The sequence below is a fragment of the Pseudomonas sp. NyZ201 genome, assembly GCF_049860765.1.
GTDB classification, from domain to species: domain Bacteria; phylum Pseudomonadota; class Gammaproteobacteria; order Pseudomonadales; family Pseudomonadaceae; genus Aquipseudomonas; species Aquipseudomonas bharatica.
On record NZ_CP187557.1, the window covers coordinates 5,085,982 to 5,101,418 of the forward strand.

The window sequence follows — 15,437 nt, forward strand, 5'->3', positions numbered from 1 at the left end:
AACAAACCTACTGGACCGCCTGCGGCGTCTCCTGCCCCATGCAGCGCACCGCCTGCTTCTTGCTGTCCACGAGCACGCCGGTCAAGCCCTTCTGCTGCATGTCGAACAGCACCAGCACGCCGTCGATGCACTGGGCCATCTGCGGTGCCGGGTTGATCGATAGCTTGTAGTCCTCGCCCGGCACCGTCTTGAGCATGGTGAATTCCGACAGCAACAAGGCGTCCTCCGGCTTGGCGAAATGCAGGTAGCCGTAGTACCACAGGGCGCAGACCGTGCCGACGATGCTGCAGACCCCGGTGATGATCAGGGGGATGGCGTTGCGTTCTTCACTCATTGCGACTTCTCGTCAGGGTAGTTGGGGACTTCGGCCAGGCGGCGCAGGCCGTTGAAATGTTCGGGGTCGTCGAGGAAGCGCAGCATGACCTGGCGCCAGGTCGGGTCGCCGAAGGTCTGCACGTGCCCGCCGCGGACCAATTGCAATACCCGCGGCGGCGGCGCGGCCTGGTACAGGCGGATACCGTTGTCCATGGGCACCAGCGCATCGTCGATGCTGTGGAAGAACAGCTTGGGCGGGCTGTCCAGGCGCGCGATTGAACGGATCGCACTGTCTCCATCGGGCACCAGCCACGACAGCGGCACCTGCATCGGCCAGGTCAGCCATGAGGTCCCCAGGGCGAAACGTCCGACATCGCGGTAACTGGCCGGGACGCCGTCGAACACCAGGGCCTTGAAGCGCGCAGCCTGCTCGGGATGCTGCGCCAGGTAGTGAATGGCCATCGCCCCGCCCAGGCTTTGCCCAAGCAGGACCCGCGGCTTGCCCTGGACGTCCGGGGCCTTGTCCAGCCAGTCGAAGGCGGCGGCGAGGTCCTGGTAGACCTCGGGCAGCCTCGGCTTGCCTGCCGACAGCCCATAACCGCGGTAGTCGATCATCAGCACCTGGTAGCCCTGTTCCGGCAGCCAGTAGCTCGCCCCCAGATGCCAGGCCAGGTTGCCGCCATTGCCGTGCAGGTGCAGCACCGTGCCCTTCACCTCGACGCCTTCCTTGGCCGGCAGCCACCAGCCATGCAGGCGCGTGCCATCGGCGGCGGTGAGGGTCACGTCGCGCCAGGCGATCTTGGCTTTTTCTGGCGTGAACGGCTGCCCGGGCTCGGGATAGAACAGCAGCGAACTGCACCCGGACAACCCCGGCAGCAACAGGCACGAGAGCACTATCGCGCGCCAGCGCTCAGAGAATGTTCGAATAGTCGGCTTCAATGCGATCCAGGCTCAGGTGATTGAGGAAGTTGGAGAAGCACATCCATGCCGACAGGGCATTGAGGTCGCGGAACTGCTCCGGCAGGTACTTGGGCGGTTCCACCAGCCCTTCGTCGACCAGCTGGCGCAGGGTGCGCATGTCTTCCAGGGTGGTCTTGCCGCAGAACAACAGCGGGATCTGCTCGAGCTTGCCCTTCCTCACGGCCAACTGAATGTAGTTGTAAACCATGATGAAACCCTTGAGGTAGGACAAGTCCTTGGTAAATGGCAGGCCGTTCGGCACCGAACCCCGGAACACCCGGCTGGCATTGCCATAGCTCTCCGCCATTTCGAAGCCCTGGTCGCGGAAGAACTGGTAGATCTGCAGGAAGTCGGCGCCCTCCTCCACCATATGGATGGCGCGGGTGCGGTTGGTCAGCTTGCGCAGGCGGGTCGGGTAGGAGGCGAAGGCGATCACTTCCATGAGGATCGCCAGGCCTTCCTGGGTGACGGTGGATGACGGCGGGCCCTTGGCGAGGAAGGTGCAGATCGGCTGGTTGAGGCCGTTGAGGGTGGTGCCGACGTGGACCAGCCCTTCGTGGACCTCCAGCGCCCGCACATCACGGCTGTTGAACATGGCATCGGCGCGGATCTTGATGTAGTCGGCGCCCGCCGCCGCGTCGGCGACGATACCGTCGGACTCGAACACGCGAATGGTCCCCTCCGCCTCGCCGAATACGGTATTCAGGCGGCGCTGGAGGATTTCCACGGCTTCCTTGGCGGTGAGGTTCTTCGGCTCGTCCTTGAGGTCGCCACGGCCGTCGATATTGTTCAGGTAGTCGGAGAGCATCAGGCCGAGATCGGCAAGGGTCGGATCACCCGCATGGAACGCGTCGGACGCGGCGCCGTAGAGCTCCTGGGAGATCAAGCCGAAATCCTCGGTGCCACGCGCCTCGAGCATGCGCACCACCATGCGGTACTCCTTGCACATGCGCCGCATGATCTGCCCGACCGGGTTGAACTGGCCGAGCTGACGGGTGATATCGCGCTCGATGTTCTGGAATTCCAGCTTCAGCGCAGCGGAATCGAAGGACAGTGGCCGGTTCTGGTAGTACTCGCGGCTGATCGCCGGTGGCTCCTTGCCCTTGGCCTTGAAGAAGCCCTGGCGGATGCTGTCGTCCCACTTCACCGCATCCAGCACGCGTATCGGCGTCTGCGCCTGGACGATACGGTCGGAAAGGGTGCGAATCGTCTGCTGGTACTCGTCCACGCTCATGCCTCGCTGTTCCTTTTGTTTCGGCTTACTTCCCCGCCCGCTGGAAGCGCGCCACTTCCACGAACAGGTCGGAGTTGGCGGGATCGTCCAGATAGGCCAGGACCCGCTCGGCCGGGCTGTCGATCAGCACACCCTGGCCGTTGTCCTCGGGGACTTCGATGCTGCGTCCGCTCAGTTCCTTGTTGTCCAGGGCCTGGGTGACCTGCTCGACGTCGAGGTTGTAGACCACCAGTTCGTTGTTATCGATCACTTCGAAGCCGCCGATCAGGAAGTTGCCGCCCAGCTTCTTCGGCACCCCGGCCGACAGGTACCAGCGGTTGCCGTGGCGGGACACGGTGAAGGCGTACTCCTCGCGCGGCTTGCCCTTGGCACTGGCCACGGCCTTGTAGGCATTGCCGCCGGACCGGCTGATCTGCAGGGTCAGCGGCTCGCCCCAGGCGTCCTTGCTCGACCACTTGCCGAGCAACGCCCTAGGCGCCGCCTGGTTGGCCGGGATCGGCTCGTTGAAGGTCACCAGGCAGCCATTCAACAGCAGGAAAGACAGGGCCAGCAGCACACGCCAGGCTTTCATCGAAATCTCCTTGAAAGGCGCTCGCGGCTCACTCCGCCGCCAGCACCAGGTGCAGGTATCGGACAAGAATAGCGAGCATCTGCCCTTCAGCCTGCGGTTTTGCGGCTTCGAGCAGGCCCTGATACTCCATCTGCTCGATGATTGCCGTCAATACAATGGCGTCCTGTTGCGGCTGGCGCGAGCCCACCACCTGCAAAAGCTGGCAGGCGCCACGCAGGAGGATCTGCTCGTGCGACTTCACCAGCTCGGCCAGGCGCGGGCTCAGCAGCGCTTCCTGGCGGAAGGCCTGCTCGGCCATGAGGAAGTCGCGGCGATTGTGCAATTGGCGCTGGACATACTCGCAGGTCATCTTCGCCACCTCGTCGGCCAGCCGCGCGCGGGAAGCCGGGCTGCCATCACCCTGGGCCAGCAACTGGCGCAGGACCACCTCGGTGCTTTCCCACAGCTTGGCCATGTAGGCGGCACTGCGTTCGACGTACTGGGCGAAGGTATCGCTGAGCAGGTCCTGGATATCGTCGAAGTAGTAGGTGGTGGCCGACAGCGGCACGCCCGCCTCTGCCGCCACCGCGCGGTGGCGCACGCCGCGCACGCCGTCACGGACGACAATGCGCATGGCCGCGTCGAGGATCTGCTGACGGCGCTGCTCGCTGCCCTGGCGGCTGGCCTTGCGGCCCTGGTACTGGACGCTTTCGGCGACGGCGGAGGCAACGCCGGCGGCGCCTTGTTGGGGCTGGGAGGGAGTCACGGCGGTTACCTCGAAATCGGGATTTTCGGGCATGAAAAAGCCGCTCTTGGCGGCTGATTCATAGTGTCCTTCAGGGCCTCATCGCTGGCAAGCCAGCTCCCACAGGTGCGGCGCGGCTTGCCAGCGATGGGGACCTCAAACCTGATGCAATCAGGCCTGCGGACGCATGTGCGGGAACAGGATCACATCACGGATCGACGGCGAGTTGGTCAGCAGCATCACCAGGCGGTCGATACCGATGCCTTCACCGGCAGTCGGCGGCATGCCGTATTCCAGGGCGCGGACGAAGTCGGCGTCGTAGTGCATGGCTTCGTCGTCACCGGCGTCCTTCTCGGCCACCTGGGCGAGGAAACGCTCGGCCTGGTCTTCGGCATCGTTGAGCTCGGAGTAGGCGTTGGCGATCTCGCGGCCACCGATGAACAGCTCGAAGCGGTCGGTAACGTTCGGGTTGGCGTCGTTGCGGCGCGCCAGCGGCGAGACTTCGAACGGGTACTCGGTGATGAAGTGCGGCTGCTCCAGCTTGCTCTCCACCAGTTCCTCGAAAATCATCACCTGCAGCTTGCCCAGGCCTTCGTGACCGAGGACCTTGGCGCCGGCCTTCCTGGCGATTTCGCGCGCCTTGTCGACGTCCAGCAGGTCAGCCTCGGTCAGTTCCGGGTTGTACTTGAGGATCGAGTCGAATACCGACATCCGCGCGAACGGTTCGCCGAAGTGGAACACCTTGTCGCCGTACGGCACGTCGGTAGTACCAAGCACCAGTTGCGCCAGCTCGCGGAACAGTTCCTCGGTGAGGTCCATGTTGTCGGTGTAGTCGGCGTAGGCCTGGTAGAACTCCAGCATGGTGAACTCGGGGTTGTGCCGGGTCGAGACGCCTTCGTTGCGGAAGTTGCGGTTGATCTCGAAGACCTTCTCGAAGCCACCGACCACCAGGCGCTTGAGGTACAGCTCCGGCGCGATGCGCAGGAACATCGGCATGTCCAGGGCGTTGTGGTGGGTTTCGAACGGCTTGGCCGCAGCGCCGCCCGGAATGGTCTGCAGCATCGGCGTCTCGACTTCGAGGAAGTCGCGCTTGGCCAGGAAGCTGCGGATATGCGAGATCACCAGGGAACGCACACGGAAGGTTTCACGGGTGTCTTCGTTGACGATCAGGTCGACGTAGCGCTGGCGATAGCGCTGCTCGGTGTCGGTCAGGCCGTGGTGCTTGTTCGGCAGCGGGCGCAGCGACTTGGTCAGCAGGCGCACGCGGGTCATCTCGACGTACAGGTCGCCCTTGCCGGAACGGGCCAGGGTGCCTTCGGCGGCGATGATGTCGCCCAAGTCCCAGGTTTTCACCTCGGCCAGGGTTTCTTCGGGCAGGGTCTTGCGGTTGACGTAGACCTGGATGCGCCCGGTCATGTCCTGGATCACCATGAACGAACCGCGGTTGAGCATGATGCGCCCGGCAACCTTGACCGGGATCGCAGCCGCTTCCAGCTCTTCCTTGGTCTTGTCGACATACTGCTTCTGCAGGTCGTTGCAGTAGCTGTCGCGGCGGAAGTCGTTGGGGAAGGCCTGGCCCTTGGCGCGCGCTGCGGCAAGTTTTTCCTTGCGCAGGGCGATCAGGGCGTTTTCTTCCTGTTGCAGGTCTTGCGATTCGGTCTTGAGGTCGCTCATGTCGTCATTCTTTCCATCAGGTATTCGTTGCCCGTTCCGGGCAGGGCACGCGCCCCAGGCGCTTGGCCTGGGAGCGCGGCAGTGGTGTACGGCTTACAGCCCCTGCTTGAGGCTCGCTTCCAGGTACTGGTCGAGGTCGCCGTCCAGGACCTTCTGGCAGTCGCTGCGCTCGACGCCGGTACGCAGGTCCTTGATACGCGAGTCGTCCAGCACGTAGGAGCGGATCTGGTGACCCCAGCCGATGTCCGACTTGCTGTCTTCCAGGGCCTGGGAGGCGGCATTGCGCTTCTGCATTTCCAGTTCGTACAACTTGGCCCGCAGCATCTTCATGGCGGTGTCCTTGTTGGCGTGCTGGGAGCGTTCGTTCTGGCAGGCCACCACGGTGTTGGTCGGCACGTGGGTGATACGCACCGCCGAGTCGGTGGTGTTGACGTGCTGGCCACCGGCGCCGGAGGAGCGGTAGGTGTCGATGCGCAGGTCGGACGGGTTGATCTCGATCTCGACCTTGTCGTCGATCTCGGGCGAGACGAATACCGCCGAGAACGACGTGTGGCGACGGGCGCCGGAGTCGAACGGGCTCTTGCGCACCAGGCGGTGCACGCCGATCTCGGTACGCAGCCAGCCGAAGGCGTACTCGCCCTTGATATGCACGGTCGCGCCCTTGATGCCGGCGACCTCGCCCTCGGACAGTTCGATGATGGTCGCGTCGAAGCCGCGCTTGTCGGCCCAGCGCAGGTACATGCGCAGCAGGATGTTGGCCCAGTCCTGCGCTTCGGTACCGCCGGAGCCGGCCTGGATGTCCAGGTAGGCGTTGTTCATGTCCATCTCGCCGCTGAACATGCGCCGGAATTCCAGCTTGGCCAGGTGTTCCTCGAGTTGCTGCAACTCGGCCACGACGTCTTCGACGGCGCTCTCGTCGTTCTCCTCGACGGCCATGTCGAGCAGGTCCTTGCAGTCGGCGAGGCCGCCGGAGAGCTTGTCCAGGGTGTCCACGACCTGCGCCAGCATGGCGCGCTCGCGGCCAAGGCCCTGGGCGTATTCGGGCTTGTTCCAGACGTTCGGGTCTTCGAGCTCGCGGTTGACTTCGATCAGGCGGTCATGCTTGTGATCGTAGTCAAAGATACCCCCGAATGGACTCGGAACGCTCGGTGAGGTCCTTGATGGTATTCAGGATCGGATTGATTTCCATGGGCGGGCTGCTCTCGTGCGTAATTCGGTGAAAAGCCGGGGAGTATAGCGCAGGGGGGGTGGCGGGGGACAAGCTGGAAGCTACGGGCGGCAGGCTGATTTACAGGGGAATATCGGAAATGGCTTTGCTTTTGCCGGCCCTATCGCTGGCAAGCCAGCTCCCACAGGTGCATGCAGTCCCTGTGGGAGTCAGCCCAGCCTTTCAGGCTGCGCTGTCGCGCAGAGAACAGTTTTCAAAGCACGACGCGTACCCTGTGGGAGCGGGTTCACCCGCGATTGCGGTAGTGAGTTCACCATAGCAATCGCGGGTAAACCCGCTCCTACAAAGTCCCTGCAAATCAAAGAGTTATGTTTTGTTCTATGAGAGCTGGCTTGCCAGCGATAGGGCCCTCAAGCCACGGCTACACGGTTGCGGCCGCCGTTCTTGGCCTGGTACAGGGCATTGTCCGCCGCCGAGATCAGTTGCCGGCAGTGGCTGCCGATCCCCGGGGTCTGGGTGGCCAGGCCGATGCTGACGCTGAGCACCGAGTCCTGCTGCGGCATGATATGGGCGATGCGCGCGGCCTCCACGGTCTGGCGCAGTTTCTCGGCCAGCAGGCGGGCGCCACCCGGCGAGGTATTGGGCAGCACCAGGGCGAACTCCTCGCCGCCATAGCGCGCCGGCAGATCGCTTGGCCGTGCGCAGCACGAGCGAATGGCCTCGGCCACCTGGCGCAACGCCTCGTCGCCGGCCAGGTGGCCGAAGGTGTCGTTGAACGACTTGAAGTAATCCACGTCCACCATCAGCAACGACAACTGCGACTGGTCGCGCATGGCCCGGCGCCATTCCAGCTCCAGGTACTCGTCGAAGTGGCGACGGTTGGACAACCCGGTCAGGCCGTCGGAGTTCATCAACCGCTGCAGCACCAGGTTGGTATCGAGCAACTGCTGCTGGCTGACCCGCAGCGCACGATAGGCCTCGTCGCGCTGCAACAGGGTCATGTAGGACCGCGAGTGATAGCGGATCCGCGCCACCAGCTCGATGTTGTCGGGCAGCTTGACCAGGTAGTCGTTGGCCCCGGCGGCGAAGGCCGCGCTTTTCACCAGCGGGTCTTCCTTGGTCGAGAGGACGATGATGGGGATGTCCTGGGTCGCCGGATTGGCGCGGTACTCGCGCACCAGGGTCAGGCCGTCGAGGCCCGGCATGATCAGGTCCTGGAGGATCACCGTCGGCTTGATCCGCACCGCCTGGGCCACCGCGTCGTGCGGATCGGCGCAGAAGTGGAAGTCGATGTTGTCTTCCTGGGCCAGGCCCCGGCGCACGGCTTCGCCGATCATCGCCTGGTCATCGACCAGCAGCACCATCGCCGAATTCTCGTCAGAGGTTGAAAAGCCGTCGATCGGTAGATCATTCATGCGCTGTCACCTGGGCACTGCCGGCTCCGCCGGCGTGACTCAATACATATCGTCATTTCGGGAAAATTTCCATTAGTCGTGGGGCTATCCGCTCCAGCGGACGCACTTCCACGGCCGCGTCGATGGCGACGGCGGCCTTGGGCATGCCGTACACCGCACTGCTCTGCTGGTCCTGGGCGATGGTCAGGAAGCCCTGCTCGCGCATGAGCTTGAGCCCCTGCGCGCCATCGCGGCCCATGCCGGTAAGCAGCACGCCCACCGCATCGCCACGCCAGAACCGCGCCACGCTCTCGAAGAACACGTCGATCGAGGGGCGGTAGATTTCGTTCACCGGCTCCGCCGTATAGGCCAGGGTGCCATCCCTGAGCAGGCGGATATGGTGGTTGGTCCCGGCCAGCAGCACATGCCCGGGTTGCGGCGGTTCGCCCTCGCGGGCCAAGCGCACGTTCTGCCCGGAACTGCTGGCCAGCCACTCGGCCATGCCGCCGGCGAATACCTGGTCGACATGCTGGACCAGCACGATCGAAGCCGGAAAAGTCCTGGGCAAGCCCTTGAGCAGCACTTCCAGCGCGGCCGGCCCGCCCGCGGAAGAACCGATGGCAACCAGGCCCTGGCGTTGCACCGCCTGGCGCACCGGGGCCGCCACCGGGCGTACGCTGCTGCCGCGTTGCTGGCCGATGAGCCAGGAGATATTGAGGATCTTGCGCAACAAAGGGGCTGCGGCTTCCTTCGGATCGCCGCTGCCCAGCGCCGGCGTATCGACCACGTCCAGCGCGCCATGCCCCATGGCCTCGAATACCCGGTGCACGTTCTGTTGCCGATCGACGGTAACGATAACGATGGCGCACGGCGACTCGGCCATGATCCGCCGGGTCGCTTCCACACCGTCCATCAGCGGCATGATCAGGTCCATCAGCAGCAGGTCCGGGGTCTGCTCGGCGCAGCGCTGTACCGCCTCCACGCCGTTGCTGGCGACCCAGATCACCTCGTGCGCCGGCTCGAAGGCCAGCGCCCGGCGCAGGGCCTCCACGGCAAGGGGCATATCATTGACGATGGCGATCTTCATCCCTGGGCACTCCCGATCAGCTCGACTACGGCATCCAGCAAGGCGTCGTCATGGAAACTCGCCTTGGCCAAATAATAGTCAGCCCCGGCATCCAGCCCGCGCCGTCGGTCTTCTTCCCGGTCCTTGTAGGACACCACCATGACCGGCAACGATTGCAGGCGGCTGTCGCGGCGCACCAGCGTCACCAGCTCGATACCGTCCATGCGCGGCATGTCGATATCGGTGATGAGCAGGTCGAAATCCTCGCTGCGCAGGGCGTTCCAGCCGTCCATGCCGTCCACCGCCACCGCCACCTGGTAGCCGCGGTTGCTCAGCAGCTTGCGTTGCAGCTCGCGCACGGTAAGCGAGTCGTCCACCACCAGTACGCGCTTGCGCGCCGCTTCACGGGCACTGCCGCGGCGTTCGATACGCTCCAGGCGGCCGGTACCGAGCAGTTTTTCCACCGAACGCAGCAGGTCCTCGACATCGACGATCAACACCACCGATCCGTCGTCCAGCAAGGCTCCGGCAGAAATGTCCTGGACCTTGCCCAGGCGCGAATCCAGCGGCATGACCACCAGCACGCGCTCGCCGACCAGGCGGTCGACGGCCACGCCATACAGCGTCTCGCGCTCGCGGATCACCACCACCTTGATGCTCTGCTCGCCGTTCTGGCCGACCGGTCGATTGAGCAACTGGCTGGCCGACACCAGCCCCACGGCCCGGCCCTCGTGCCAGAACTGCTGGCGCCCCTCGATCTGCACGATCGCCTCGGCGGACAGTTCCAGGGTGCGTTCGATATGGGCCAGGGGGAAGGCGTAGGCTTCGCCGCTCACCTGCACCACCAGGCTGCGCACCACCGACAGGGTCAGCGGGACTTCCAGATGGAAGCGACTGCCGCTGCCGTCGCCCTGGGTCATCCCGACCTGGCCGCGCAACTGGCGGACCATGTGCTGCACCGCGTCCAGGCCGACACCGCGCCCGGACACCTCGGTAACCTTGTCGCGCAGGCTGAAGCCGGGCAGGAAGAGGAAGGTCAGCAGCTCGGCCTCGCTCATCTGCGCCACGGTCTCGGCCGGTGACAGATTGCGCTCGACGATGCTGCGACGCAGGCGCTGCAGATCGACGCCGCCACCATCGTCGCTCAATTCGAGCATCAGCAATCCGGCCTGGTGGGAAGCGCGCAAGCGGATGGTACCTTCCGCCGGCTTGCCCGCGGCCAGGCGCTGCTCCGGCAGTTCGATGCCGTGATCGACGGCATTGCGCAGCAGATGGGTCAGCGGCGCTTCGAGTTTTTCCAGCACGTCGCGGTCCACCTGGGTCTTCTCGCCTTCGACTTCCAGGCGCACCTGCTTGCCAAGGGAACGCCCCAGGTCGCGGACCATGCGGCTCTGTCCGGCCAGCACATCGGCGAACGGGCGCATGCGACAGGCCAAAGCCATGTCGTAGAGGTTCTGCGCGCGTTGCCCGGCCTGCCAGCCCAGTTCGTCGAGGTCGACCACCTGCTGCTGCAGCATCTGTTGTGCATCGCCCAGCAACTGCTGGGTCAGGGCCAGGGCCTGGCGAATGTCCTCGCCCTGCGCGCCGGCCTCGATCTGCGCCTTGAGTTCGTCGAGGGCGCGCAGGCTCTGGCCCTGCACGCGCTTGAGGCGCTGCAGGGTGGCCAGGAACGGCTTGAAGCGCTGGGTTTCCACCAGGGCCTTGCTGGACAGGTCGAGCAGGCTGTTGAGGCGCTCGGCCGTGACCCGCAGGACCCGCTCGCCACCCTCGACCGCCTTGCCCTTGGACACCGGCCGTGGTTCGGGCTCGGCTTGCGGCTCCTCGGGCGCAGCCGCTGCCACGGGCTCCGGCTCGGGCACCGGTGGCACAACCGGCACCGGTGCCGGCGCAGCACCGGGCTGCAACAGCTCGGCCACCTGAACCAGGTACGCCTGCACCGCCGCGTCCACCGCCGTATCCCCTGGCGTGGCGACACGCATCAGCAGATCGGTGCCCTGCAGCAATGCATCGATATGTTCCGGACGCAGGCGCAGGCGTCCTTCCTGGGCTTCCACCAGGCAATCTTCCATGACATGGGCCACGCTGACCCCGGCATCGATGCCGACGATGCGTGCTGCGCCCTTGAGCGAGTGCGCAGCACGCATGCACGCCTCGAGCTGGTCGGCCTGGGCCGGATTGCGCTCGAGCGCCAGCAGCCCGGCGCTGAGCACCTGAGTCTGGGCTTCGGCTTCGAGGCTGAACAGCTCCAGCAACGAGGCATCGCGCATCTGCTCTGGGGTCATGAAAGGCTCCGCTCGACTGCAGACAACAACTGGTCTTCATCCAGGATTCGCACGCTTCGCCCGCGCCACTGAAGGATGTGCCGGGTAAAACGGTTTTCGTGGGCGGTTTCGCCGCGCAGGCGCAGGTCGAGGGCGTGGATGCCGTCCACCTCGTCCACCGGCAGCACCACCGCGCCGCCCCTGGCCGCCAGGATCAGCATGCGCGGCATGACACGACCGGCGCCGGGCGGGGCTTCGGTCAGCTCCAGTCCGAGCAGGTCACCGAGGGCCAGGCAAGGCACCAGTGCGCCGCGCACATTGACCACCCCCAACAGCATCCGCGAGCGCTGGTGCGGCAGCGAGTGCACCGGTTGCACCGGCGCCACTTCGGCCAGGCAGCGGGTGGCCAGGGCCATCCATTCCTCGCCAAGACGGAACAGCAGCAGCGAAGGCCCCTGCTCCGCCTGTTCCTCGACCACTTCGCGAACATGTGCGTCCTGGGCCAGGGCATAACGGTCCAGCAGGCGCGTGGCCGCAGCGGCATACACCGGGCAATTGCGACAATGCACATGCTCTTCGAGCAACGGGCAGCTCTTGTCGCCGTGCACGCCGATGCGGTTCCAGCAGTCGTCGATACGCTGCACATCGCCGCTCAGCACATTGATTCCTTCGCTCATCGATCAGCCTCCCGCTCGCGCCGCGCGGCGCGCTCCTGCAAGCGCCGGGCACCGGCCGTATCGCCCCGCGAGGCGAGCAATGCCGCCAGGTGGGCCAGGGCCTCGGGATGCTGCGGTTCCAGATACAGCGCCTTGCGGTACTGATTGACGGCGTCGCTGCTGTCGCCGGCGGTGTCGCTGAGCAGCCCCAGCCAGTAGAACACCTGGGCCGAAGGCTCGAACTGCTTGAGGTAACGCTGGCAAGCGGCGCGGGCCTGCTCGCTGTTGCCGGCATTGGCGAGGACGGCGATCTGGGCCAGCAATTCGCCGGGCTGCTCGTTGCGCGCGGGCTGCGCCGGTCCAGGGACCGGCGCGGGGATCCTGCGCCGCGCAGGTGGCGGCGCGGCCACTGCCGCCTGGCGCGGCGGCACGGCCCGAGGCGCAGCTACCTGCACGGCAGGGCGCGGCGCCGGCCTGGCTTCGGCGACCTGGCGGACATAGGCGAACGACTGGGCGATGCCCACCGGGCGCATGCCCAGGCGCGCCAGCAGGCTGCCTTCGGCCGGGCCGATGAACAGCACGCCATCGGCATGGGTCAGGTTCTTCAGCACCTCGAATACGCGCTGCTGGGTCGCCAGGTCGAAATAGATCAGCAGGTTGCGGCAGAACACGAAGTCATAGCTGCCCTGGCGAACCAGCAGGGCCGGGTCCAGCACATTGCCCACCTCGAAACGCACCTGGCGCTGCACCCGCGCGTCGAGCTCATGGCCCTCCTCGCTTGCGCTGAAATGCCGCTCGCGAAACGCCTGGTCGGGCCCGCGGAAGGAGTTGCGCCCATACAGGGCGCGCTGGGCCCGGGCAATAGAATTGGGACTGATGTCCATGGCCTCGACCGTGAACGCCTGGGCCGGCACACCGCCATCAAGCAGGGCCATGGCAATGGAATAGGGTTCCTCGCCGGTGGAACAGGGCAGGCTGAGAATCTTCAGAGGCCGCGCACCGCCCAGTTCCGCCAGGCGTTTGCGCGCCAGTTCCAGAAGCGCAGCGAAAGACTCCGGATAGCGGAAGAACCAGGTCTCGGGAACGATCACCGCCTCGATCAGTGCTTGCTGTTCGGCGTGGGACTGCTGCAACTGCACCCAGTAATCGTCCAGGTCATTGGCCGCCAGCGCCACGCAGCGCTGGCGCAGGGCGCGCTCGACCATCTGCTCGCCGACCGAGCTGACATCCAGCCCGATACGCTCCTGAAGAAAACGGAAGAAACGCCGCTCGATGGTCATGCCGGGCCCCCTTCGGCGGGGAACAGCATCGAACGTACCTGCTCGTCGAGCAGGTCCTGCACGCCGATCCATTGCAACAGGCCATCGGCATCCTCGCGCACCGGGCCGAGATAAGGCGCCTCGCGGTTGTCCACGCCGTAGGGGCGGAACTGTGCCGGATCGCAGCGCAGGGTATCGCTGGCCTGTTCGAGGATCAGCCCGAGCAGCAGGTCCGGCCGTGCCGGATCGAAACGGTAATGCACCAGCACCAGGCGCGTGCTGGTGCGCTGCGGCGCTGGTGTACCGAAGGTCAGGGCGCTGACGTCGATCACCGGCACCAGCGCGCCACGGTGGGCCAAAACCCCGGCGACATAGCCCGGGGCATGGGGCAGCGGTTTCAAGGGCAGGCGCGGCAACACCTCGGCGACTTCCCGGGTGTCCAGGGCAAAACGCTCGGCGCCGATGCGGAACACCAGGAACAGGCGTTCCTGGCAAGCCGCGTCCGGGCTGCGGCGGGGCGTGGGCTCGGTCATCGTCACGTCAGACTTTGAACCGCGAGACACCGCCGCGCAGACCGACCGCGACCTGGCTCAATTCGTCGATGGCAAAACTGGCCTGGCGCAACGACTCCACGGTCTGGCTGCTGGCATCGCTGAGCTGCGCCAGGGCGTGGTTGATCTGCTCGGCGCCCGTGGCCTGGGCCTGCATGCCTTCATTGACCATCAGCACCCGCGGCGCCAGGGCCTGGACCTGATGGATGATCTGGCTCAACTGCTCGCCGACCTGCTGGACCTCGAACATGCCGCGGCGCACTTCCTCGGAGAACTTGTCCATGCCCATCACCCCGGCGGAGACCGCCGATTGGATCTCGCGGACCATCTGCTCGATGTCGTAGGTGGCCACGGCGGTCTGGTCGGCCAGGCGCCGCACCTCGGTGGCGACCACGGCAAAACCGCGACCGTACTCGCCAGCCTTTTCGGCCTCGATCGCCGCGTTGAGCGACAGCAGGTTGGTCTGGTCGGCGACCTTGACGATGGTCACCACCACCTGGTTGATGTTGCCGGCCTTCTCGTTGAGGATCGCCAGCTTGTTGTTGACCAGGTCGGCGGCGCCCATCACCTGGTGCATGGTTTCCTCCATGCGCGCCAGCCCTTGCTGGCCGGAGCCGGCGAGCACCGAGGCCTGGTCGGCGGCGGTGGTCACTTCGGTCATGGTGCGCACCAGGTCGCGGGAGGTGGCGGCGATTTCCCGCGAGGTGGCGCCGATCTCGGTGGTGGTGGCCGCGGTTTCGGTGGCCGTGGCCTGCTGCTGCTTGGAAGTGGCGGCGATCTCGGTCACCGACGTGGTCACCTGCACCGAGGACCGCTGGGCCTGGGAGACCAGGCCGGTGAGTTCGCTGACCATTTCGTTGAACCCGGTTTCCACCGCGCCGAACTCGTCGTTGCGCTCCAGGTTCATGCGTACGCTGAGGTCGCCGCCGCGCAGGGTTTCCAGGGAGCGCACGATGCGCTGCATGGGCTCGGTGATGACCCGCATCAGCAACAGGCCGCAAACACCGGCGGCGATCACCGCCAGGATCAGCGACACCACCATGCTCAGCTTGGCGGTACTGACTGCCGAAACGATGCTGTCGGTGGCCTGGTCGGCATAGCGACGGTTCCAGTCGATCAGGTTGTTGACGCTCTTGCGCCCGGCGGCCCAGGTCGGCATCAGGTCTTCCAGGAGCACGCGCTGGGCTTCGGCGTAGTCCTGCTTGCCGTAGGCGTTGAGCACGGTGGTGAGGTACTGCTTGTACTCGGCGACCATGCCTTCGAACTGGGCGAAGTTGGCCTGGTCTTCCGAGTCGTTCATGGTCTTGCGGTAGTTGCCCATCTGCTGCTGCAGGTGCTCGTCGTAGCTCCTGTACAAGGCCATGTCGGCATCGGTCAGCGCACGCCGGTCGTTGAGGCCGACCAGGCGCTGGGTCAGGATGAAACTGTCGACCCAGGCGCTGCGGATCATCGAGCTGTAGTAGACGCCGGGCATGCTGTCGGCACGGACTGCCTGCTCGCTTTCCTCGATGGTGATCAACCGCGAGTAGGCGGCGACCACCATCAACGACATGATGGCGATGATCACGGCGAAACTTGCCAGGATCCGTTGGCGCAATGTCCAG

14 protein-coding genes are annotated in these 15,437 nt (G+C 65.4%); all 14 read right to left on the reverse strand.

Annotation, left to right across the window (positions count from 1 at the left end):
• Nucleotides 1-7: 7 nt before the first annotated feature.
• On the reverse strand, nucleotides 8-334 hold the full coding sequence (locus tag ACPFMA_RS22865) for a hypothetical protein (protein ID WP_009403285.1): 327 nt from the start codon (nucleotides 332-334) through the stop codon (nucleotides 8-10).
• Nucleotides 331-1,254, reverse strand: a complete 924-nt coding sequence (locus ACPFMA_RS22870) for an alpha/beta hydrolase (protein WP_425928800.1) — start codon at nucleotides 1,252-1,254, stop codon at nucleotides 331-333. Before ACPFMA_RS22870 ends, ACPFMA_RS22865 begins: the two co-directional genes overlap by 4 nt.
• Nucleotides 1,226-2,509, reverse strand: a complete 1,284-nt coding sequence (locus tag ACPFMA_RS22875) for a flavohemoglobin expression-modulating QEGLA motif protein (protein WP_170394947.1) — start codon at nucleotides 2,507-2,509, stop codon at nucleotides 1,226-1,228. Before ACPFMA_RS22875 ends, ACPFMA_RS22870 begins: the two co-directional genes overlap by 29 nt.
• A gap of 25 nt (nucleotides 2,510-2,534) precedes the next feature.
• Nucleotides 2,535-3,080 (reverse strand): hypothetical protein, encoded by a 546-nt coding sequence (locus ACPFMA_RS22880; protein ID WP_009403292.1) that lies wholly within the window; start codon nucleotides 3,078-3,080, stop codon nucleotides 2,535-2,537.
• A 28-nt stretch (nucleotides 3,081-3,108) separates the two neighbouring features.
• Complete coding sequence (locus tag ACPFMA_RS22885; RefSeq protein ID WP_064303341.1) at nucleotides 3,109-3,858, reverse strand: TetR/AcrR family transcriptional regulator; 750 nt, start codon at nucleotides 3,856-3,858, stop codon at nucleotides 3,109-3,111.
• A gap of 117 nt (nucleotides 3,859-3,975) precedes the next feature.
• Nucleotides 3,976-5,478, reverse strand: a complete 1,503-nt coding sequence (gene lysS, locus ACPFMA_RS22890) for a lysine--tRNA ligase (RefSeq protein ID WP_425928801.1) — start codon at nucleotides 5,476-5,478, stop codon at nucleotides 3,976-3,978.
• A 93-nt stretch (nucleotides 5,479-5,571) separates the two neighbouring features.
• A protein-coding gene (prfB, locus tag ACPFMA_RS22895; protein ID WP_158467776.1) for a peptide chain release factor 2 occupies nucleotides 5,572-6,667 on the reverse strand; the annotation gives its coding sequence in 2 pieces (ribosomal slippage) (nucleotides 5,572-6,594 and nucleotides 6,596-6,667; 1,095 coding nt in all).
• A gap of 389 nt (nucleotides 6,668-7,056) precedes the next feature.
• The gene (locus ACPFMA_RS22900; RefSeq protein WP_064301739.1) at nucleotides 7,057-8,061 is read right to left on the reverse strand and encodes a response regulator; all 1,005 of its coding nucleotides are present in this window, start codon (nucleotides 8,059-8,061) and stop codon (nucleotides 7,057-7,059) included.
• Between the two features lie 52 nt (nucleotides 8,062-8,113).
• Nucleotides 8,114-9,127: a chemotaxis response regulator protein-glutamate methylesterase gene (locus tag ACPFMA_RS22905; RefSeq protein WP_064301738.1), complete on the reverse strand. Its 1,014-nt coding sequence runs from the start codon at nucleotides 9,125-9,127 to the stop codon at nucleotides 8,114-8,116.
• Nucleotides 9,124-11,388 carry a hybrid sensor histidine kinase/response regulator gene (locus tag ACPFMA_RS22910; protein WP_425928802.1) on the reverse strand — a complete coding sequence of 755 codons (2,265 nt, stop codon included), beginning with the start codon at nucleotides 11,386-11,388 and terminating at the stop codon, nucleotides 9,124-9,126. Before ACPFMA_RS22910 ends, ACPFMA_RS22905 begins: the two co-directional genes overlap by 4 nt.
• Entirely contained in the window at nucleotides 11,385-12,044 is a 660-nt protein-coding gene (locus tag ACPFMA_RS22915) for a chemotaxis protein CheW (protein WP_425928803.1), read from the reverse strand. The genes ACPFMA_RS22910 and ACPFMA_RS22915 overlap by 4 nt, the downstream gene beginning before the upstream one ends.
• A complete protein-coding gene (locus ACPFMA_RS22920; protein ID WP_425928804.1) occupies nucleotides 12,041-13,303 on the reverse strand; it encodes a CheR family methyltransferase in 1,263 nt (420 codons plus the stop codon). Before ACPFMA_RS22920 ends, ACPFMA_RS22915 begins: the two co-directional genes overlap by 4 nt.
• Nucleotides 13,300-13,815 (reverse strand): chemotaxis protein CheW, encoded by a 516-nt coding sequence (locus ACPFMA_RS22925; RefSeq protein WP_420057879.1) that lies wholly within the window; start codon nucleotides 13,813-13,815, stop codon nucleotides 13,300-13,302. Before ACPFMA_RS22925 ends, ACPFMA_RS22920 begins: the two co-directional genes overlap by 4 nt.
• Before the next feature lie 7 nt (nucleotides 13,816-13,822).
• Nucleotides 13,823-15,385 (reverse strand): methyl-accepting chemotaxis protein, encoded by a 1,563-nt coding sequence (locus ACPFMA_RS22930; RefSeq protein WP_240160580.1) that lies wholly within the window; start codon nucleotides 15,383-15,385, stop codon nucleotides 13,823-13,825.
• Nucleotides 15,386-15,437: the final 52 nt, after the last annotated feature.